General features: G+C 64.9%; 17 protein-coding genes and 1 pseudogene. 4 read left to right on the forward strand and 14 right to left on the reverse strand.

Annotated features, from left to right (window positions below):
• Positions 1 to 5: 5 nt before the first annotated feature.
• The 5 genes from pqqD to JC607_RS14925 form a co-directional block, all read right to left on the reverse strand.
• Positions 6 to 293: a pyrroloquinoline quinone biosynthesis peptide chaperone PqqD gene (pqqD, locus tag JC607_RS14905; RefSeq protein WP_198837696.1), complete on the reverse strand. Its 288-nt coding sequence runs from the start codon at positions 291 to 293 to the stop codon at positions 6 to 8.
• The gene (pqqC, locus tag JC607_RS14910; protein ID WP_370584817.1) at positions 290 to 1,054 is read right to left on the reverse strand and encodes a pyrroloquinoline-quinone synthase PqqC; all 765 of its coding nucleotides are present in this window, start codon (positions 1,052 to 1,054) and stop codon (positions 290 to 292) included. The genes pqqD and pqqC overlap by 4 nt, the downstream gene beginning before the upstream one ends.
• Positions 1,051 to 1,935 carry a pyrroloquinoline quinone biosynthesis protein PqqB gene (gene pqqB / locus JC607_RS14915; protein WP_198837697.1) on the reverse strand — a complete coding sequence of 295 codons (885 nt, stop codon included), beginning with the start codon at positions 1,933 to 1,935 and terminating at the stop codon, positions 1,051 to 1,053. The genes pqqC and pqqB overlap by 4 nt, the downstream gene beginning before the upstream one ends.
• 10 nt (positions 1,936 to 1,945) lie before the next feature.
• A complete protein-coding gene (pqqA, locus tag JC607_RS14920; protein ID WP_092903718.1) occupies positions 1,946 to 2,047 on the reverse strand; it encodes a pyrroloquinoline quinone precursor peptide PqqA in 102 nt (33 codons plus the stop codon).
• 107 nt (positions 2,048 to 2,154) lie between these two features.
• Positions 2,155 to 4,035: a sigma-54-dependent Fis family transcriptional regulator gene (locus tag JC607_RS14925; protein WP_198837698.1), complete on the reverse strand. Its 1,881-nt coding sequence runs from the start codon at positions 4,033 to 4,035 to the stop codon at positions 2,155 to 2,157.
• A 436-nt stretch (positions 4,036 to 4,471) separates the two neighbouring features.
• Between JC607_RS14925 and JC607_RS14930 the strand changes: the two genes are divergently transcribed.
• Both JC607_RS14930 and JC607_RS25430 read left to right on the forward strand, forming a co-directional pair.
• Positions 4,472 to 6,274 (forward strand): NAD(P)/FAD-dependent oxidoreductase, encoded by a 1,803-nt coding sequence (locus JC607_RS14930; RefSeq protein WP_198837699.1) that lies wholly within the window; start codon positions 4,472 to 4,474, stop codon positions 6,272 to 6,274.
• A gap of 242 nt (positions 6,275 to 6,516) precedes the next feature.
• Positions 6,517 to 6,834, forward strand: a complete 318-nt coding sequence (locus tag JC607_RS25430; RefSeq protein ID WP_233092922.1) for a hypothetical protein — start codon at positions 6,517 to 6,519, stop codon at positions 6,832 to 6,834.
• A 31-nt stretch (positions 6,835 to 6,865) separates the two neighbouring features.
• Here JC607_RS25430 and JC607_RS26070 read toward each other — a convergent pair.
• The 8 genes and pseudogenes from JC607_RS26070 to JC607_RS14970 all read right to left on the reverse strand — a co-directional run.
• A pseudogene (locus JC607_RS26070) lies at positions 6,866 to 6,940 on the reverse strand (hypothetical protein); the annotation flags it as partial.
• Between the two features lie 246 nt (positions 6,941 to 7,186).
• Positions 7,187 to 7,897, reverse strand: a complete 711-nt coding sequence (locus tag JC607_RS14940; RefSeq protein ID WP_198837701.1) for a hypothetical protein — start codon at positions 7,895 to 7,897, stop codon at positions 7,187 to 7,189.
• A gap of 311 nt (positions 7,898 to 8,208) precedes the next feature.
• Complete coding sequence (locus tag JC607_RS14945; protein WP_198837702.1) at positions 8,209 to 10,860, reverse strand: ATP-binding protein; 2,652 nt, start codon at positions 10,858 to 10,860, stop codon at positions 8,209 to 8,211.
• Entirely contained in the window at positions 10,857 to 11,981 is a 1,125-nt protein-coding gene (locus tag JC607_RS14950) for a DNA repair exonuclease (protein ID WP_198837703.1), read from the reverse strand. The genes JC607_RS14945 and JC607_RS14950 overlap by 4 nt, the downstream gene beginning before the upstream one ends.
• A gap of 263 nt (positions 11,982 to 12,244) precedes the next feature.
• Positions 12,245 to 13,261, reverse strand: a complete 1,017-nt coding sequence (locus JC607_RS14955; protein WP_233092923.1) for an iron chelate uptake ABC transporter family permease subunit — start codon at positions 13,259 to 13,261, stop codon at positions 12,245 to 12,247.
• 20 nt (positions 13,262 to 13,281) lie between these two features.
• A complete protein-coding gene (locus JC607_RS14960) occupies positions 13,282 to 14,295 on the reverse strand; it encodes an iron ABC transporter permease (RefSeq protein WP_198837704.1) in 1,014 nt (337 codons plus the stop codon).
• A complete protein-coding gene (fepB, locus tag JC607_RS14965) occupies positions 14,292 to 15,230 on the reverse strand; it encodes a Fe2+-enterobactin ABC transporter substrate-binding protein (RefSeq protein WP_198837705.1) in 939 nt (312 codons plus the stop codon). The genes JC607_RS14960 and fepB overlap by 4 nt, the downstream gene beginning before the upstream one ends.
• Positions 15,231 to 15,250: 20 nt before the next feature.
• Positions 15,251 to 16,114 carry a siderophore-interacting protein gene (locus JC607_RS14970; protein ID WP_198837706.1) on the reverse strand — a complete coding sequence of 288 codons (864 nt, stop codon included), beginning with the start codon at positions 16,112 to 16,114 and terminating at the stop codon, positions 15,251 to 15,253.
• Between the two features lie 209 nt (positions 16,115 to 16,323).
• Here JC607_RS14970 and JC607_RS14975 point away from each other — a divergent pair, with 209 nt between their 5' ends.
• Positions 16,324 to 17,118: an ABC transporter ATP-binding protein gene (locus tag JC607_RS14975; RefSeq protein ID WP_198837753.1), complete on the forward strand. Its 795-nt coding sequence runs from the start codon at positions 16,324 to 16,326 to the stop codon at positions 17,116 to 17,118.
• Here the strand turns inward: JC607_RS14975 and JC607_RS14980 are convergent.
• Complete coding sequence (locus tag JC607_RS14980; protein ID WP_198837707.1) at positions 17,109 to 17,912, reverse strand: IclR family transcriptional regulator; 804 nt, start codon at positions 17,910 to 17,912, stop codon at positions 17,109 to 17,111. The two genes, JC607_RS14975 and JC607_RS14980, sit on opposite strands and share 10 nt — an antisense overlap.
• A 196-nt stretch (positions 17,913 to 18,108) precedes the next feature.
• On the opposite strand from JC607_RS14980, the gene JC607_RS14985 reads away from it, so the two are divergent.
• Positions 18,109 to 20,193: a TonB-dependent receptor gene (locus JC607_RS14985; RefSeq protein WP_198837708.1), complete on the forward strand. Its 2,085-nt coding sequence runs from the start codon at positions 18,109 to 18,111 to the stop codon at positions 20,191 to 20,193.
• The last annotated feature ends 17 nt before the right edge of the window (positions 20,194 to 20,210 follow it).

Genomic DNA, 20,210 nt, shown 5'->3' on the forward strand with positions numbered 1-20,210 from the left:
GTCTTTCATGACAGATCAACCAGCCGCCGGACCGCGAGGCCCTGCAAAAACTCGATCACATCGGCCTCGATCATGTCGCGCGGCGCATCATAGCGCCGGGCCAGATCTTCCGAGATCGCGGCGATATCGCGGGCGCCGTCAACCTCATCAAGCACCGCCTTGCCAATCGGGTCCAGCATCAGCGCGATCTCGGGGCCAAGCAGCACCGGTGTCTCACGCACCGCATCATAATGCAGCCTCACCCCGCGTGGCAGGCAGGGGCGATCCGATGCAGTGACCGCGGCGCCGGTCATCGCATCAGCCCCTGATCCGGGCGCCATGCGCCGGGCGGGATCAGCCCCGGCGCGACATAGGCACCGTAAAGCGCGTCAAGCTGGGCCCAGAGCACATCGGTTTTAAACTCCAGCGCCGCGACGGCCATATCCTCCTGCTCACGCGTTTTCGCCTGATCCAGCACCCAGGCGAGGCCGAACGCCACATCCTTCGGCGCCTCCTTCAGCCGGTGCTGAAAGTAGGAAATCGTGTCCGGATTGGCGAAAGCATAGTGCCGCAGAAGGCCCGCAATGCGTTCCTCATGGATCGCCGGGGCGAAAAGCTCGGTCAGGCTGGCGGCGACGGCCTGCAACAAAGGCTGCTCGCGGACATATCTGACATAGGCATCAACCGCGAAACGGGTGGCCGGCAGCACGCCTTCGCAGGACGCCACATAAGCGGGGTCAAGCCCGACCCCTTCGGCGAGGCGCAGCCAGCGGCTGATGCCCCCCGGCTGGCTGTCGCTGCCGTCATGATCTTCGAGCCGCGCGCGCCAGGCCCGGCGCAGGCCCGGCTCTTCCACCCGGCTCATAAAGGCCGCATCTTTCATCGGGATCCGCGACTGGTAGTAATAGCGGTTCACGACCCAGGCCCGGACCTGGTCAATCGTACAGCCGCCCGAATGCAGCAACCGGTGAAACGGGTGTTTGTCATGATAGCGCAGCACCCCGACCTGGCGCAGCCGCGCCTCAAGCGCGGCCTGGCGATCCTCGGGGGTGATGGCGGGGGCGGCAGCGCTCACAGCAATATCTCCTGTCCGTCGCGGGCGATCTCCCAGCCCGCCGCCCCGACCCGGGCGCGTTCCTCCGAGCCGGGCCGCAGCACGGGATTGGTATTGTTGATATGGATATAGACGCGGCGCGCGATGCTCAGCCCGTCAAAGGCGGCGAGACTGCCATCCGGCCCGGCCATCGCGATATGACCCATCCGCCCGCCGGTTTTCACGCCGGTGCCGGTTCTGGTCATTTCATCATCGCTCCAGACAGTGCCATCGAACAGGAGGAGGTCCGCGCCCGCGACCCGGTCGCGCAGATCCGGCGTCACCGCCGCGCAGCCCGGGATGTAAAACATCACCCGACCGCCGCAGTCGATCCGCAGTCCGATGGTCTGTTCTCCCAGGAGATCGGTCTTCACCTCGCCCTCTTCCAGAAACAGCGGCACCTTGCCCGGGACGGCAAAAGCGGTCAGCCGCAGCCCGGCAAGCGGCTCAAAGGGGTCATCGGGCCGGATCGCCTGCTTTCCCACCAAAGCGGGGTTGAGCACGCGAAACACAGGCTGCTCAAGGATCGCAAGCGTCGCGGCTGTCGCATGGATCTGAAAGGGGGTGCTTTCGCGCAGGGTCAGCAGCCCGGCGATATGATCGATATCGCCATTGGTCAGCACGACCGCGCGCACAGGGCTGCCACGCCGGGACGGCGGATGCAGCCCCGAGAGGCGCAGCTGCTCGCGGATATCAGGCGAGGCATTCAGCACCACCCAGTCGCGGCCATCGGCAGATACCGCAACCGAACTCTGGCTCATGCCAGCGATCTCGCCCGAGCGCGCATCAGCGCAATTCTGGCACCCGCAATTCCATTGGGGCAGGCCACCGCCGGCGGCTGCCCCAAGAATCTTTACATGCATTCCGGGCGAATCAGATCAGGTCACGGCCGCCGCGATCGTCTTCCGACGGACCGTACATGTTGATTTCCATACCGCATTTCACTTCAAGAGCCTTCGGTTTCGACCAGGTCATGGCAGTTCCTCCTTTGCCTCATAGAAAGAGCTTACGCCCGTGACGTCACTTGGCAATACAACTTTAGTTTCCCCTCAGCGCAGCCGGGCAGACCGCGCCTGCCGCCGCTAGGGCTGCGTCCGCCGCGCGACCGGCTTGGCCTGCCGTTTCAGGCCAAGCCGCGCCATCCTGCGATGCACCGTCGCCCGGTCAACCTGCAGCAAAGCGGCGACCGCAGAAATATTCCAGCCATTCTCGGCCAGGAGATGACGGAGCATCGCAGCCGAGCCTGGGCCGGCATCGCTGCCCTGCCCGCGCATATGGGCGGGAAAATGCTCTGCTCCGATCAGCCGTTTGTCCGACGCCAGCCCGCCCGTTGCCGCGACTGTTCGGGCAAGGGCTTCCATCTCATGCAGATTGCCCTCCCATTTATGGCCCGTCAGCAGCGCGGCCGCCGGAAGATCAAAGGTCACGCGGGATCCGAGGGCTGCTGCAAACACCTTGCTGGCAATCGCTATGATATCCTGGCGCCCGGCAAGGCCTGGCAGCACCAGCCGCGTTGCCGCCAGCCGGTGATGAAACTCCTCACGCGGGGCGCCATTGGCGGTAAGCCCCCGGCTGGTGACGATGATGCGCGCGCTTGACTCGCGTTCCCGCATTGCGCCAAGGGGACGAAAGCGGCGCGTGACAAGCAGGCTCGCCAGCCTTGCCTGAAGCGCGGCGGGCAGTTGTTCCGGATTGTCGAGCACCAATGTGCCATGATCCGCCGCGCTGATCAGACCGGGTTCATAGCTGCGCAGATCGCCGCGCCCGAACAGCACCGCGGCCTCTTCGCCGGTGATCGTCTCACAGGCCACGGTGATCAGCGGCCCGCGCCGGCCCGCGGCATGGATAGCGCGCGCAAGTGCCGATTTGCCGCTGCCGCAGGGCCCCTCGATCAGCATCGGCATATCGCTGCGCGCAAGGACCATCGCTTGCCCGACCACCTCCCGCATCACCGGGTCTGCGCCTGCAAGCTCGCTGAGTTCTGCCGTCAGACGGGGTGCCGGACCGGCGCGCGTGACCGGCGCAGGCCGCGGTTCGATTGCATGGGCAAAGAGGCGGTAGCCGTCGCGGGTTTCAATCAGCCGGTCGCGCGCCTCATGCTGGCGGGTCAGCTGCTCCAGGCCGGAGCAATCGAGATTGAAAATCTCTTCGATGGGACGGCCAATCAGCGATGCGCCGCGCCGCCAGTCTGCGCCAAGGCTGCGCGCCATCAGCCGGGCGGCGCCATTGGTCATGCCGATCACCCTGCCGCCTTCGTCAAGACGCAGCGCCGCTTCGGGGTCGACATCCAGAAAATCCGGGCTGCCGGCCAGACGCAAAACCCAGTCAGTGCGGCTTTCCGCCATGATATTCGCCATCTCGATCCGCCGCGCGGTCTGGCGCACCAGGTTAAGCGCAAGGCTCTGGCTGGTGCGGATCAGCGGCGAAGAGAGCAGCGAGATATCAAGAACCGCCGCCAGCTGCCCCGCCGTGTCATAGATCGGCGCGGCAGTGCAGGACAGCCCGGTATGGCTGATATCGAAATGGTCGCTCTGATGAATGATCAGCGGCTCGCCGGTCTCGATACAGGCGCCAAGCGCGCAGGTGCCGGCGCGGGCCTCGGACCATTCCGCGCCGAGATACAGCCCGGACCGGCGCAGCGCATCTTTCTGCGTCCCCTCCCCCAGATATTCGACGGTCACACCGGCGGCATCCGCAAGCAGCAGCACATAATTCTGCCCGGCGACCAGTTTATAAAGATCATCAATACCAGAGCGCGCAATCCGGATCAGATCTTCTGAGCGCTGGCGGTGCTGGCGCAGGGCGGCATCCGGCAGGATATAGGCCTCGCCCCGCATGGCAGGATCAAGCCCGTGCTTTTTCAGGCATCGCAGCCAGCTTTGCACCACCACTGGATCGCGGGTCTCGCTGCCATGATGCGAGGCGGTCTCGATCTCGCGGATATGCTCGATATCGGTCTGCATTCTGTTCCCCACCAGGGCTGTGACCGCAGGCGCCTGCAGGCCGCAACCCTGTGATCCTGGCATAAATCTCTGGCGCCGTTAACCAGGCCGTCTGTGCGGCGCAGCATCCTGCCGCAGTGCCGCGAAGCTGTTGCAGCCCGATGCAACACTGTGCGCTGACCGCGCCACAGTGCCCCCCGGCAAGCCGTTGGAATCGTTGATCCGCGAGAAATGCGTTCGCGCTGAACAGGGGGCAGGCCAGGCTGTTGGCACATTGGAGGAGACCGAGAATGAAAGCCTTGCGCTTCCATGCCGCCCCGCAGCTTCCGGTCACGGAAACCGGGGCGATTCCCGCGCCGAAGCTGCGGATCGTTCTGACCTGACGCGATCCCGGCAGGCAGGGGTTGGGAGGCCCCGGTCAACCGGATGTCACAAAAGCACCATGGGAGGAGAAACCATGCTTGATACGATCAAAGAAGGCGCGCTTGCCGCGCTGGTTGCCGATCTGGAACGCGCGCTGGTGGCGCAGGATGCCGAGGCGGTGGCCGGGCTGTTCCTGGAGACCGGCTTCTGGCGCGACCTTGCGACTTTCACCTGGAATCTGAAAACCTGCGAGGGCCGGGCTGAGATCGCGCAAATGGCCCGGGCGCAGCTGGCGCATGTCAGGCCGTCGCTGCTGCGCCTCGACCCGGCAGAGCGTATATCAGAGGCGGATGGCGTCACCGAGGGCTGGCTGCTGATCGAGACCGCCGCCGGCCGGGGCCAGGGCTATATCCGCATGAAAGAGGGTAAGATCTGGACGCTTCTGACCACGCTGCATGAGCTGAAAGGCCATGAAGAGCCGCGAAAGCTGCGCCGGCCGATGGGGGCGGAACATGGCCATGACCCGGCGCGCAAAACCTGGAAGGAAAAGCAGCTTGATGAGGCGGCACGGCTTGGGTTCGAGGATCAGCCCTATGTGCTGGTGATCGGCGGGGGTCAGGGGGGCATCGCGCTTGGCGCGCGGCTGCGGCAGCTTTCCGTCCCGACCATCGTGATCGACAAACACCCGCGCCCCGGCGATCAGTGGAGGAACCGCTACAAATCGCTCTGCCTGCATGACCCGGTCTGGTATGATCACCTGCCCTATATCCCCTTCCCCGACACCTGGCCGGTATTCGCGCCCAAGGACAAGGTCGGCGACTGGCTGGAGATGTATACGAAGGTGATGGAGCTGAATTACTGGTCCTCCACCACTGCAACCTCTGCGAAATATGACGAGGCGAAAGGCGAATGGGAGGTGGTCGTCCATCGCGACGGCAAGGATATCACGCTCCGCCCGAAGCAGCTGGTGCTGGCGACCGGCATGTCCGGCAAGGCCAATGTGCCGGTGATCCCGGGCCAGGATGTGTTCAAAGGCGAGCAGCAGCATTCCAGCCAGCATCCCGGGCCGGACGCCTATAAGGGCAAGAAGGTGGTGGTGATCGGGGCCAATAATTCCGCGCATGACATCTGTGCGGCACTGTGGGAGGGCGGCGCCGATGTGACGATGGTACAGCGATCTTCCACCCATATCGTCAAATCCGACAGCCTGATGGAGGTCTGTCTGGGCGGGCTTTACTCCGAACAGGCGGTGGCGAATGGCATCACCCATGACAAGGCGGATATGATCTTCGCCTCGGTGCCCTATAAGATCATGGCCGATTTCCATGTGCCGCAATATGACGAGATCAAGGTCCGGGATGCGGCGTTTTATGCCGCGCTGGAAAAAGCCGGGTTCATGCTCGATTTCGGCGATGATGAAAGCGGGCTCTTCATGAAATACCTGCGCCGGGGCTCGGGTTATTACATCGATGTCGGCGCCTGCGATCTGATCATCGACGGTTCCATCAAACTGCAATCCGGCAAGGGGATCAGCCATCTGTCCGAGACCGGCGTCGTTCTGGATGACGGCACCGAACTGTCCGCCGATCTGGTGGTCTATGCCACCGGCTATGGCTCGATGAATGGCTGGGCGGCAGATCTGATCAGCCAGGAGGTGGCGGATAAGGTTGGCAAATGCTGGGGGCTGGGATCCGAGACCACCAAAGATCCCGGGCCATGGGAAGGTGAGCAACGCAATATGTGGAAGCCCACCATGCAGGAAGGGCTTTGGTTCCACGGCGGCAACCTGCATCAGTCGCGCCACTATTCGCGCTATCTCGCGCTGCAACTGAAAGCACGTCATGCCGGGCTTGAGACGCCGGTCTGGGGGCTCGAAGCGCCGCATCATCTGCGCTGAAGCCGCGCACGGGCCGCTTTGCCACAGGCGAGGCGGCCCGTTGATCCTCCGGTCCTTCTGATCCGCCAGCCAGGGCAAAGGTTTCCTGCGGTTGCGGCGTCCTGTCTGCAGCCCATCACGGAGAAGGTCATCTCCAGGGGGAGCAAATGGGTATCACGCCCCTCCGCCCTGGGGGCCGGACCGGCACCTGGCAAGGCCTTTCGGATGGCGACCAAAAGCGAAAGACCAGGCGCAGGTCCCGGATGGCTTTTTTTTTTTCAGCATTCGACCTGACCTGCCTGCCTCTCGCCGCCATGACGGCTGATCAGGACTGGCGCGATCAGGCGCAGGCGGCGGCACTTGCCTGGCATCAGGAAAACCGGCCCGCAGAATGTGAGATCCCGGATACGGTGCCTGCCTCGGTTGATGATCTGCCGACCGGTGAGGATACCGCTGCACCTGAGGCCCTGCGGATCGGTTTTCAGGACGGGATGCCGCGGCGGGATGGGGTGAGAAAGCTGCTTCGGGCCTCGGATCGCCACCATGATCGGGCAGCAGTTCCAGCATCGCCGTGTTTCTGAACATCACCGCCTGATGTATTGCGGTCTCGCCAAAACGGCCATGCTCGTTGGGGTCAGCGCCGCGATCCAGGAGCCAGCGCGTGCCGCCCAGATCACCGCGCAACACCTGCCATTGCAAAAGCGTCAGCCCGTCTTTTCCTGTCGCGCCTGTATCGACACCTATCGGCGATCAGGCTGGCAAATGCCGCGCTGTCACGGGCCTTTGTCGCCAAGGCCAGTGCCTTGGTCTCCGCCACCGGGAATAGCAGCGTCAGATCAGGCCCGGGCGCCAGCCGCGCTTTGATGTAATGGCCAGGCGGCCCAAGGCCGATTGCCACCACGAAGAACGCGCCGATTCATTTCCCCAATCGCTTCATAGTGTGGGACTTGTGGCAATGAAGCTGCGGAACTCTTCCGTAAGGCGGTCGACCATATCCATGCTGCGATTGGTCTCATCGGCAAGCGCCACCATGATCCCGATCGATTGCCGCCGCGAGCAGTCTTGCGGAACTTCGACCTTCCGCTGCGCCACGCGGTCCGCAACGGCGCTTTGCAATTCGGCGTCAAAGACATCGGGCATCGCTTCGGCGCGGGCCAGATCGACACGGCTGCGCCCGCCATGGCATTTTGCGGCATAGGCATTGTGCAGCCGGGCAGAGCTGATGATCTCGGCCTTTCTGTGGGCGAGAGTGCTGCGATAATTCTCTTCTGTTTCAGGAACGAGGTAGATCCGGTCTGCCTCGGCGAGGCCGCTGTATTCGGCGGCGGGCAGATTTCGGTCGGGCATCACCCAGTCCAGCGGATCGATGCGCAGAAGATCGGCCGAACTGGCCAGTTGCAGCGCACAGACCAGCACGGCCAGCCCTGCCAGCAGCTTGCGCGCCATCTGCCCCGAGCTCTTTTCCGCGATGACGGCAGCCGCCAGTGCAATCCCGATCAGTGCAAGTACGATGCCACCAGGGTTGAAGCGGCTGTCAGACACCGTTTCGCCATTCACCATCAATGTGCCGGTGCTGCCGATGAACAGAAAGAACGGCAGGAGCCCAAGGATCAGGGCGGTGAGGGGTTTCAGGAAACGTTGCATAAATTACCTCTGGCCCGTGGCCTCTGCGGTGGTTTCGTCATGGTGGAGGGCGCCTTAGCGCCCGGGCATCTGACCAGGCGTGATCCCGGCGCGCCTCGTATATAATGATGCGCATGGGTCACTTTCGCCGGTCACTTTCGCCGGTCGCGCGAGCCGGTGGGGCCGGGTTTCCAGGCTGCTGGCCTGCTTCCGAAACCGCCTGTCAGCCCGGATATGCCGAAGGCAGCAACAGCGCATAGCATTCCGACGCAAAACCCTGCACCTCAGGCCCCGGACGCTGTGCGGTTCCGGAATGAGCTGAAGCCGCATCCTTAAATCGGGCTGATCTGCGCATGCAGCCGCTCTCCTCCCAGGGGGGCAAAGGCGCGTTGGCGGCAGGTCAGGACGATGATCTGCTGATCCTGCGCCACCCGGTGCAGGGCGGTGAACATCGCTTCGATCCGGTCATCATCGCTATGGACCAGGGCGTCATCGAGGATCACCGGCACCGATCTGCCCGAGCGGGCAAAGAGCCGCGCAAAGGCCAGCCGCGTCAGCACCGCCAGTTGCTCTCTGGTGCCACCGGACAGGATCTCGATCTCTTCATCCTGGCCGTCGCGCATCAGCGCCACCGGCAGGAGGCTGGTATCATCTATCCTGAGCGAGGCCCCCGGATGCAGGATCGACAGCAGCGGGTCAAGCTCGCGCAGGACCGGGCCGAGATAGGCTTCGCGCGCCTCGCGTCTGGCCGCCTCGAGCGCCGTCCGCAACCGGGCAAGCGCCTTCACTTCGCGTTCATAACGGGCCGCGCGGGCAAGGGCGGTCGCTTCGCGGCCCCGCAGATCGCCAAGCGCTTCCTCGATCCCCTCATCGGCCAGCGCCCCGATCGAGCCGCTTACCCCCGCAAGATCGCTTTCCAGCCGCGCCCGGTCGCGGCGCCGGCCCTCGATCACCGAAGCAAGGCGGGTGACAGCCGCCCGGGCGGTCTCCAGATCGGGGGCGTTGGTGGTCAGCCGGGCAAGGGTCCGGGCGGCCTCGGCTTCGGCCCCGGCAAGCCCGGCCTGGGCCTGGGCGAGGTGCAAAAGCCGCGCGGCGAGATCGACCGGATCACCGGCCTCTGCCCGGATCGCGTCCAGCACCTGCCCGGCGGCCAGATCCGCCGCACGCGATGCCGCGCGCGCCTCGCGCAGGCGGGCATGGCGGGCTTCGGCCTCGCGCCTGTGCACCTGCGCCCGCTCCTCGGTCTCTCTGGCAGTACGGAGCTGGTTTTGCAGGCCGGCAATGTCTTCCGCCGATGCCGCATCCGGCGCCGCGCCCGGCAGTTCACCCGCTTCGCTGCGGGCCACCGCCAGGGCCGCGCGCAGGGCGTCAATCCCCTCGGGCGCCAGCTCTGCGAGCAGCGCCTTCGCCTGGGATATGGCCGCATCGAGCCGCCCGGCCTCGGCAAAGGCGTGCCGCGCAGCCGCCAGATCCGCCGCGCCGCAGGCCATCAGCGCTGTGGCCAGCCGGTCCTGCGCCTGTTGCAGCTTTGCCCCGATATCGCCTGCCGCGATCAGGCCCGGGTCGATCACCATCCGGCCGATACCGGGCAGATCCAGCGCGGTGCTGCCCCTGAGCTTCAGCCCCTCCGCGCCAATGGGCTGACCTTCGGCCATGACCCGCGCCGCGCCCGAATAGGTGAGGGTGACCGCAACAAGGCGCGCCTCGTCCTGAAGCGCCAGGCGGTCGCGTTCCCCCTGGGCTTTTTCCGCCTGATCCAGCAGGTCGCGCGTGACCTTCAAAGGGCTGCGGGCCGCGAGATATTCATCAAGCGCCGCGCGCTGGCGGTCGGCGCGTTCCAGCCTTGCGGCAAGACCTGCCATCCGGTCGCGTGCGGCCAGCGCCAGCCCGGCGCGTTGCGCAAGATCCAGCCGCGCGGCAAGCGCCTGCACCGCCCCGGTGGCGGCGGCCTGTTCGCGGGCCGCAGTCGCGTCAAAGGCCGCGGCCTCGCCGGTCAGGGCCTCGGTTCCCGCCAGCTCTTCCGAGGTCTTCGCCTGCGCGGTCAGGGCCTGGCCCAGCCGAAGTTTCAGATCTTCGAGCCGCCGGATCGTTTCCGCGCCCTGCCCGGCGGTCAGCTGCGCCAGTCGCAGGTCGCTTTCGGCCTTGCGGGTCTGTTCGGCATGGGTTTCGGCCGCGCGCAATGCCTGGCCCGCCTGATCAAAGGCGGCCTCGTCGCGCGCCGCCTGATCGGGGTCGGCCAGCCGGATCAGATCGCGGGTGATCGCCGCGCGACTTGCCAGTTCAGAGGAAAGCCGGGCCACCTTGATCTCAAGCGCCGCGCGGTCCTGGGCCAGCGCCTCTGCCTCATCAGTGGCGCGCGCCCATTCCCCGCCCGATCTCGGGCGCAGCGTATTGGTCGCAAGCTTTGCAAGCGCCTCGTTCACCCGTGCCAGAACCTGATCCATGCGCCGCCCGCCGGTCATCATTTCGATCTCGCCCGCGACCGAGGACAAAAGATCGCGCCGCGCTGTCAGCGCCTTTTCGCGGTCAGATTTATCGGCGGCACCGGCGCCTTCCGGTTCCATCCCAAGGAGACCCTGGCGCACCCATAAAAGCCCCGATGGCCCGGCCAGCCCCTGGCCTGTCAGCCGGTCAATCCAGGCCTCGGCCTCATCCTCCTGCGCGATCAGGCGGCCCGAAGCGTCCAGCACCCGCGCCGTCGGGCGTGAGAGCCAGCGTTTTTCCAGTCGGAACCGGCCCTCGGGAAGGTCAAGCTCGACCGCGACCTCGGGGGCGCCGCCCGAATGGGGTTGCAGCGACTTTACCGGTGCGCGCGCTGACCGGTGCGGCTGGAAGAACAGCGCATGCAGCCCGTCGAAAAAGGTCGATTTGCCGAATTCATTGGGCTGCGACAGTACCGAGACACCGTCGCCGATCCCGTCGATCCGGGCATGTTTTGCCCCGAAACGGCGCAGATTGGTCAGCTCCAGCGCGCGGATCTTCATGCCTCGACCTCCTGCACCAGGGCATAGAGCCGGGACAGCGCCATTTCGGCCAGCTGGCGGTCGGCCTGGGCCAGCGCCGGGTCACCGGCCTCGCCAAGCAGGCTCTCTGCGGCCCGGCGCAGCGCGCCGCCGCGGTCGATCAGGTCGAGATCATCCGGCTGCACATCCGTGCCAAGGCGGGAAAGATCTGCTTCGAACCAGCCGAAATCCGGGGCGATCGCGGCCAGCGCGGCCTCAAGGCCGGCGCGTTCGGCCAGGGTCAAACGGCCGCTGGCCTCGATCCGCAAGAGACTGTCGCGGCGTTGGTTTTCACCGGGCAGAAGCCCGGCAAGATGGCCCGCAATATCCTCGCCGGGCAGCAGATCGAGCTCTGGCCGCAACCAGTGGAACTGACCGGTCTGGGTGACTTCCACCCGCGCCGGCGCGCCGCTTGCCTCAAGGCTGACCACAAGCGCCCCCGGTGCTGTGGCATGTTTGAACCCATCCGCCTCGGGTGTGCCGGAATACCAGGTCGCGGGGCCGATCTGCATCCGCCCATGCCAGTCGCCAAGGCCCAGGTAATCAAGACCCGAGAGCCGCGCCCGATCCGGCGGGATGATCCCCGGGCTGCCCTCGCCATCGGTGAAATCCATGATCGCGCCATGGCCCAGGCCGATGCGGATCGCGCCTTCCGGGGTTGATGTCGACATTGCTTCGGTCAGATCGCGCCCCGGGCGGCGCTGTGTCGGGGGCGCCGGCAAAAGCCAGACACCGGTCGCAAGTTCCAGCGCGCCGGGCCGGTCGAGAACCGTCAGATTGGCCGGCGCATCGGCAAGGATCCGGCGCCAGAGCTCGGTCGCCGCGAGGCTGTCATGATTGCCGGGCATCAGGAACCAGCGCAGATCGCCCTCGACCGCCATGGCCCGCAGCGCGTGGCGCAAAGTCTCGGGCGAAGGAGTTTCGGCATCGAATGTGTCACCCGCCAGCAGCACATCGCGCGCGCCAGTGTCGCGGGCCGCACGGGCGAGGCGGGAAATGACCGTATGGCGCGCCTCGCGCAGGCGGCCGCGAATGTCTTCGGGAAAGCCGCCAAAAGGCCGGCCCAGATGCAGATCAGAGGTGTGAAGAAAGCTATAGGTCATGCGTATTCCAGGCCAGGGATCAGGGCGGCCCGGCCGCTGATTGCAGTTTGATGCAAGACGGATGCGGCGCGCAAGGCGCGGGAGGCCGCAATTCTGGCCCTGTCCGCTCTGATCCGGTTATCAAGGTGGCTGAAATGGACACATGCTTGTGCCACGACAACCAGGATCTGCGCCGCATGACCGCTTTTTGCGTCTGATGATGCCGGGGACGCTGCGGATACCATTGGCCTGTCCTCACGCAGGAACCGGTGCTGCAACAGCGCCTAGAGGTGGCGCGAGACAAGGATCAGATAGAGCCCGCCCAGCAGCCCCGTGGTCAGGCCGATCGGCATCGCGAGGCCGAAAGGCGCATTCTGGCTGACGAGATCCGCGCTCAGCAGCAGGAGGGCCCCGGCAATTGCTCCCGAAACCACCGGCACATCGGGCGAACGGGTCAGCCAGCGCGCCAGTTGCGGCCCGGCCAGCGCGACAAAGGCAATCGGGCCGGTACAGGCCGTCGCAACGGATGCCAGCCCGACCGAGGCCAGCACCAGAACCAGGCGCGTCCGCGCCGGATCCAGCCCGAGCTGGCGCGCGAGATCATCGCCCATCGACATCACCAGAAGCCGCCGCGCATGCCACAAAACCAGCGGCGCGAAGAGGACCAGCCCGGCAAAGGCGGTTGCGACATGGCTCCAGTCGCGCGCCGCCAGTGATCCGGCCAGCCAGATCTGCGCTGACATCGCACGTTCCAGATCGCCCATCACCATCAACAGCGTGTTCAGCCCCGACATCAGCGCGCCCATGCCGATACCGACAAGGATCAGCCGGTAGCCGCCGCCCCCTTCCCGCCCGCCTTTCCGGCCACGCGCCAGCCAGAGGACGACCAGCGCCGTCATCACCCCAGATGCGACCGCTGCAAGCGCGGTCTGAACTGGCCCGGCATTGAACAGGATGATCTGCGCGATTGCGCCGCTTGCCGCGCCGGTGGTGAAACCGATCACATCCGGCGAGCCGAGCGCATTGCGTGAGATCGACTGAAACACCGCGCCGGACATGCCAAGCGCCGCCCCGACCATCGCGGCGGTCAGCAGCCGCGGCAGCCGGATGCGCAAGACAAGGCGGTTGATCACATCGGTTTCGGCCTGGCCGGTCAGACCCGCCAGCGCTCCGGCCGGCGTCAGCCGCATGGTGCCACTGGCCAGCAGGAACAGGCCCAGCAGCAGGCCGAGGGCGATCAGCAGCCCGCAGACCAGCATGGCGCGGGGCCGCCATAACAGGCTGAGCCCGCCGATCCGCAAGATGCGCTGACCTCCGACCCTCACAGCCGCACCAGCCGGAAGCGACGCGCAACATGAATGAAGAACGGCCCGCCAAGGATCGCCGCGACGATGCCCGCTGCCAGCTCGGCCGGGGGGGCCACGATACGGCCGAGGATATCGGCTGCGGTCAGGATGCCTGCGCCAAAAATCGCGGAAAGCGGGAGGAGCCTGCGATTGTCCGGCCCGCTCAGGGCCCGCGCCAGATGCGGCGCGACCAGCCCGACAAAGGCAATCGGCCCGGCGCTTGCGGTTGCCGCCCCGGCCAGGATCATCACCGACAGGCAGGACAGCGCCCAGACCGGCCCGGGCCGCAACCCGAGCGCGCGGCCGATCTCGACCCCCATCGACAGGGCATTCAGATCGCGCGCCAGCGCCAGCGCCAGCCCGCCTCCCAGCACCAGGGCCGCCCACATCACCAGGGCCACGGCTAAGCCACGCCCCTCCAGCGTGCCCGAGCCCCAGTTGCGGAAGATATCCAGCACATCCAGGCCGGAATTCAGGATCACAAAGCCGGTCGCCGCCCCCAGAAGCACCGAGAGCCCGGCGCCCGCCAGCACAAGACGCACCGGATCGGTGCCCGACCCATGCGCGCGGCCAAGGATAAAGACCGCAACCCCCGCCAGCCCGGCACCGACAAAGCCAAACCAGACATATTGCGTGATCTGGGTCAGGCCAAAAGCCGATGCCCCGAGGACCACCGCCATCGCCGCCCCGGAATTCACGCCGAGAAGCCCCGGCTCGGCCAGGGGGTTGCGCGTCACCGCCTGCATCACCGCCCCGGCAAGGCCAAGCGCGGCGCCGGCGCCAAGCGCCAGCGCGGTGCGGGGCAGCCGCAATTCGCGCAGCACAAGATGCAGGTCATTGCCAGGATCAAAGGCGGTCAGGGCGCGCCAGAGTTCAGGCAGCGGCACCGCGCGCGAACCGATGGCGAGGCTGGCAAGCGACAGCAAAAAAAGCACCGGCAACCCGGCGAGCCAGATCCTTGCGCCCCTCCTGCCGCCATTGCCCGTCATCTGGCGAAATAACGCCCGATGGTCTCCAGAATATCGCGGCCGGAATAGTAATCGACGCGGAACGAGGTCGGCCCCAGGGGCCAGACCTGGCCGGATTTCACCGCCGGCAGATTGGCGAGAACCGGATCGGCCATAAATGCCGCCACGCTTTCTTCGGTGCCGTTCAGAAGAAAGACCCCCTCGCCAGTGATCGCCGCGCCCAGATTTTCATGCGAGATAAAATCGAAATCCGAGGCGCGGGTGACATTGCCCGCCATCGCCTCCGGCAGGCCCGTCACGGTGAAGCCAAGGACAGAGAGCAGCTTTGCCTGGGCGCTGGTCGGTTTTGACACTGCGTAAGTGCCGCTGAAATTATAGGATACCAGCGACACATCCCCCGGCGGGATTGCAAGCCGCGCCGCCAGATCGGCGGCCCGCGCGTCGAAATCCCGGATCACTGCCTCGGCGCCCGCTTCATGCCCGGTGGCACGGCCAAGCTGGCGGGCAAGGTCTTCCCAGGACCCTGAGGAATAGTCCAGTACGACCACCGTCATGCCCTGTGCGCGCAAGGCCGGGACATAGGGCAGGATCGCATCGCCGCCGGTCGAAGAGGCGACAACCAGATCCGGATCAGCCAGGATCAGCGATTCGATATCAAAAGTCAGATTGCCGTAAAGCTGCGTGACGCCACGTTCATCTGCCGTCTTCGCCCATTGCAGAAAGAAGCCCTTTTCATCGGTCAGAGGGCCAATCATCGCCATTGATGTCGATTTCACCGGCGCGTCGATTGCCAGCAGGATCCCGGTCAGGCTGGGCGCGGTCGAGGCGATATTGACCGGCTTTGCCGCGATCACGACCTCGCCAAGCGCATCGGTCACCCTGCGCGGCCAGCCTTCTTCGGCCCTGGCCGCGAGAGGGGTGATCAGGGCAAAAACGGCCAGCGAAAGGCGCAACATGCGGATACCTCTTGTCATTCTCAGACCGGCAGATCGATATCGCCAAGTGTTTCCAGGGTGAGACCCCGGGCGCGCAGCGCCTCATATTCGGCAAGCCGCGCCCGGTCGAGATCCGAGCTGCTCATCCCCTTTTTCCAGTAGCCAAGCACCTGGAGATCGGTGCGCGCCACTCCGGCCTTGCGCAGATGATTGCGCAGATCGCGCATCTCTACACGCTCGCCTGCGGCCCAGACCGTCCAGGTTTGGGGATCGGGCAGTGCCTTCGCCGCCTGAAGCAAGTTCTGTGCCGATCCCGGCGCAACGCCCGCCGGGCGCAGGATAAGATGCAGATCGACCCCGTCAGGGCGCGGCAATTCGTCAAAGGCGGCACGGTCCGGGGTCTCGATCCAGGCAGAGCCTTTCAGCCCGCCAGGCCAGGCCATCAGGATCGCATAGACCGCCGGGATCGCGGTTTCATCGGCAAAGATCGCCGCCCGTCTGTCGCCCGAGGGCAGCGGGATGAAATGCTGGCGCGGCCCGATCATCGGCAGCACTGTGCCAGGACGCGCGGATTTCAGCCAGCGCATCGCCGGGCTGTCATCTTCATGGATCACGAAATCAATCTCGACCTCGCTGCGCAGAGGATCGAAGGCGCGGATCGTGTAAACGCGCACCACCGGGCGCTGCCCCTCGGGCTCCTCGACGGCAATCCGCACCGCCTGGTTTGGCGGCATCCAGGGCGCGGGATCTGCCGGTGCGATCCGCCCGGTCACCCGAGCGACCGAGGCGAAAGGCCTGCTGATCGAGATGACTTCCATCCCGATCCGCTCCATTCCGCGCATATGATCCTCTTCTTCAAGAATCCCGCTGCGGTCTTCGACGGATTGCGTATTGATCCTGGCCATCTGTTCATCCTCGCGCGCGCCGGCCCGGGGCCAGGTCCGATTCTGTCCCCTTTGCTGACGGGGATACTGAAGGGGAATGGCTGGCCCCGGCCGGAAAAGGCAGCGGGCGGGCGTAGCTGGTTCCCATATTGCAGAGCGTATCCCGCAATGCAATACGAAGAGCCGCCAAAAATCCCGCCGGGCCTGCGGTCGGGCGAGAGGAGAACATGATGCAGCACCGCCTGAGCGCCGAGAATGTGACGCTGCGCTATGAGACGCGGATGATCTCGCGTGATCTGTCGCTGGAGGTGCCGGACCGTTCTTTCACGGTGATCGTCGGCCCAAATGCCTGTGGCAAATCCACTCTCCTGCGGGCTTTGTCGCGGCTTTTGACCCCGGAAAGCGGGCGCGTGGTGCTGGACGGAAGGGCGATCCATACTCTGCCCTCGCGTGAAGTGGCGCGGCGGCTTGGCCTTTTGCCACAATCACCGGTCGCGCCCGAGGGGATCAGCGTGGCGGATCTGGTCGCGCGGGGGCGCTTTCCGCATCAAAGCTTTCTGCGGCAATGGTCGCCCGAAGATGCGGCAGCGGTCGAGGCCGCGCTGCGCGACACCGGCACGACCGATCTGGCCGACCGGCCGCTGGCGGAACTGTCAGGCGGCCAGAGGCAACGGGTCTGGATCGCGATGGCGCTCGCCCAGGAGACCCCGATCCTTTTGCTGGATGAGCCGACGACCTTCCTCGACATCGTACATCAGGTGGATCTGCTTGAAATGCTGGCACGGCTGAACCGTGCCGGGCGCACGGTCGTAGCGGTTTTGCATGAGCTGAACCTCGCCTTCCGCTATGCGACCCATCTGATCGCGATGCGCGAGGGGCAGATCATCGCGACCGGCGCGCCTGAGGCCATCGTCACCGAAGAGCTGATCCGGCAGGTGTTTGATCTGCCGGCGCTGGTGATGCCCGATCCGCTGACCGCGCGTCCGATGGTGATCCCCTGCCCGCGCGCGGCGGATCAGGGCTGATCCAGCGCGCTTTGTCCACCTGTAGCGCGGTTTATCAGCCTCGCTACATCCTGTAGCGCAAGCCGGTCGCCCGGCGCGTTCAGTTTCCCCAGATCGGTGACCGAGGTCACCACACAGACCAGTTCGCCCTGGGCATCGAGGATCGGAGCGGCCTGGCCGGTGACCCCTGACAGAAGATGGCTTGTCAGCTCGACCCAGCCGGTGCGGCGGATCTGGTCAAGCTGCGGGCGCTGCACCGGATCGCCGGCGAAGGCGGCGGGCTGGATCCGGCGCGCGGCCTCGGTCACGGCGCGCGGCAGAAAGGCCTGGAACACCTGACCACAGGCGGAATTGTCGATGGGCAACACATCCCCCAGCTGCACCGGCGAAATCGCGAAAAGCGCGCTGCGATACCAGCGGACAAGGGTCGGGCCCCGTTCGGTCCAGATCGCGACCCCGCCGCTGATCGCGTGACTGGTGGCCAGTTGCTTCATCTGCATCCCGGCCATTTCAACAGCATCAACCCGGCGCAGCGCTGCAATGCCGATCGACAGGGCTGCCGCGCCCAGATCGTAATGGCTGGAGACCGGATCCTGCACCGCGAGCCCCTCTTTCACGAGGCTCTGCATATAGCGATGCGCCGTCGACCGTCCGGTGCGCGACAGCCGCGCGAGTTCTCCGAGTGGCAGCGCACGTTCGGCGGCGGCGAGGATGTTCAGGAATCGCATCGCGACCGAGATCGACTGAATGGTGGTCACCCGTCTTGTACCGCCGGCACCGGCATCCTCATCGGGGAAAATCTCGAATTCCATCATCCCTGGGAGTCCTTTGCCTCGGGCGGCGACCATGAAAGGCCCTGCGAGATCTTAATGCAGCATGGGCGCCAGGGTAAAGGGCCGCACATAGCAGTCGAATTGACATGCATAACGCGTTATGCAATTCGGAACGCATCATATGCCGCCAGCCCACCGCCCGCCTCCGCATGTGCCTCACCAGAAACCGGGGAACATCATGCCGAACTTTCATCATGGCCGGCTGGCGCGTGGGGCCAGCCTGCTGACCATAATTGCAGCCCTCGCGGCCCATGCAGCCTATGCCCAGGAGACACCTGTCGATCTGGGCACGATCTATCTGACCGGCGAAAAGCAGCAGCGCGATCTGAAGGATACCGCGAGTTCGGTGACCCTCGTGACCGCAGAAGAGCTTGAGCAGGACAAGCCGGGCAAGGATGAGGTCCGCACCGTTTTGCAGGGCACGCCGAACGTCATCTATACCGACAATGTCTCTGCCCCTGTGATCCGGGGCCAGAACTCTGAAGGCCCGCATACCGGTGCTACGGCGTTCTTTGCCGGCACCATGCCGCGCGCGACGGTCAATGTGGATGGCCATTATCTCAGCTGGGCAGAGCTGTATTTCGGCGGCACTGCCACCTGGGATGTCGGCAGCGTCGAGGTCTTCCGCGGCCCGCAAACCACCAGCCAGGGCGCCAATGCCATTGGCGGTGCGATCCTCGTGAATACCAAAGACCCGACCTGGGAGCCCGAGGGCAGCTACCGCCTGGAATTCGGCAATTACAACCAGCGCCGCGCCTCATTTGCCTGGAGCGGGCCGATCAATGATCAGCTCGCGGCACGGATCGCGCTGGATTACGCGGCGCGCGACACCTTTATTGATTATGTCAGCCCGGGTTTTATCCAGAACGAGATCGGCCAGGATTTCAGCAATTTCACCGGTCGGGCCAAGCTGCTCTGGCAGCCCGCCGATATTGACGGGCTGACGGTCAAACTGACCTATTCGCGCTCGGATGTGACCCGGCCAAGCGCCGAAGGTGCGGCGAAAGACCCCGAATACAGCGATCTGCGTTCGATCACGATCTGGATGCCCGGCTGGGATACGGTGACCGATACCGCCGTGCTGGATGTCGATTACGATCTGGGCAATGGTCTTGTGCTGACCAATAAATTCGAGACCTCGAAATCCGATGTTGAACGCCGCGTCGGCACACCCACCGCCGGTGACGCCAATATGTGGCGCAAGAATGTCTCGAATGAATCGAAGCTGGCTTTTGGCACGCCCGAGGATGTCTTCTCTGGCGTGGCCGGTCTTTATATCGCCTATAGCGATCAGGATGAATGGCTGAACCAGGGCGGTATTTCGACCTTCAACGACAAGAAGAACCAGCTTGGCGTCTATACCGAGCTCAGCTGGCGTATTGATGACCAATGGACGCTTTCGGGCGGGCTTCGCTATCAGCGTGACCATCTGCGCCGCACCGGCGATGTCTCACCGCTCTTTGCCAACAGCGATATCGATTATGACCAGACGTTTGAGGAGGTGCTGCCGAAGCTCACGCTGTCCTATGCGGCAACACCGGACTGGACCGTCGGCGCGATGATCTCGAAAGGCTATAATCCCGGCGGCATTTCGCTGGATTTCGTCGGCACCCGCGACTGGACGAAATACAAGGAAGAGACCGTCTGGAATTATGAACTCTTCAGCCGGGCAAGCCTGCTTGACGAGACACTCTTCCTGACCGGCAATCTCTTTTATATGGATTACACCAACGCCCAGCACAGTGTGACCCAGATGACCTCGTCCGGGATCAACCAGACCCAGACGCTGAATGCCGAAAAAGCCCATTCCTACGGGCTTGAGATCGGCGCGGATTACAAGCCCCTCGACAGCCTGACGCTGCGCGCAAGCGCCGGTTTCCTCAGGACGAAGATCGACGAGATGTCCTCGGCAACCGCCTGGGAGGGCAATGAATTTGCCCGCTCGCCCGGCAAGACCTTTACCCTTGGCGCAAGCTGGGATGCGAGTGACAAGCTGAAACTTGGCGGCCAGGTGCGCTTTATTGACGGCTATTATTCCAATACCGCCAATACGCCGGCCTATGAGGTGGACAATTACACGCTCGTGGATATCCATGCGAGCTATCAGCTGCGCGACAATCTTGAAGTCTATGGCTATGTGAACAACCTCTTCGACGAACGCAGCCCGACATTGCTGGAGGCCGCGCGCGGCACAGTGGCCTTCACCCAGGGCTCGATGACCTCGCCGCGTATGTTTGGCATCGGCCTTCGCGGCACGTTCTGAGCCAAAGCGACAGAAAC

It is taken from the genome of Paracoccus sp. IB05, assembly GCF_016405985.1.
Lineage (GTDB): Bacteria > Pseudomonadota > Alphaproteobacteria > Rhodobacterales > Rhodobacteraceae > Pseudogemmobacter.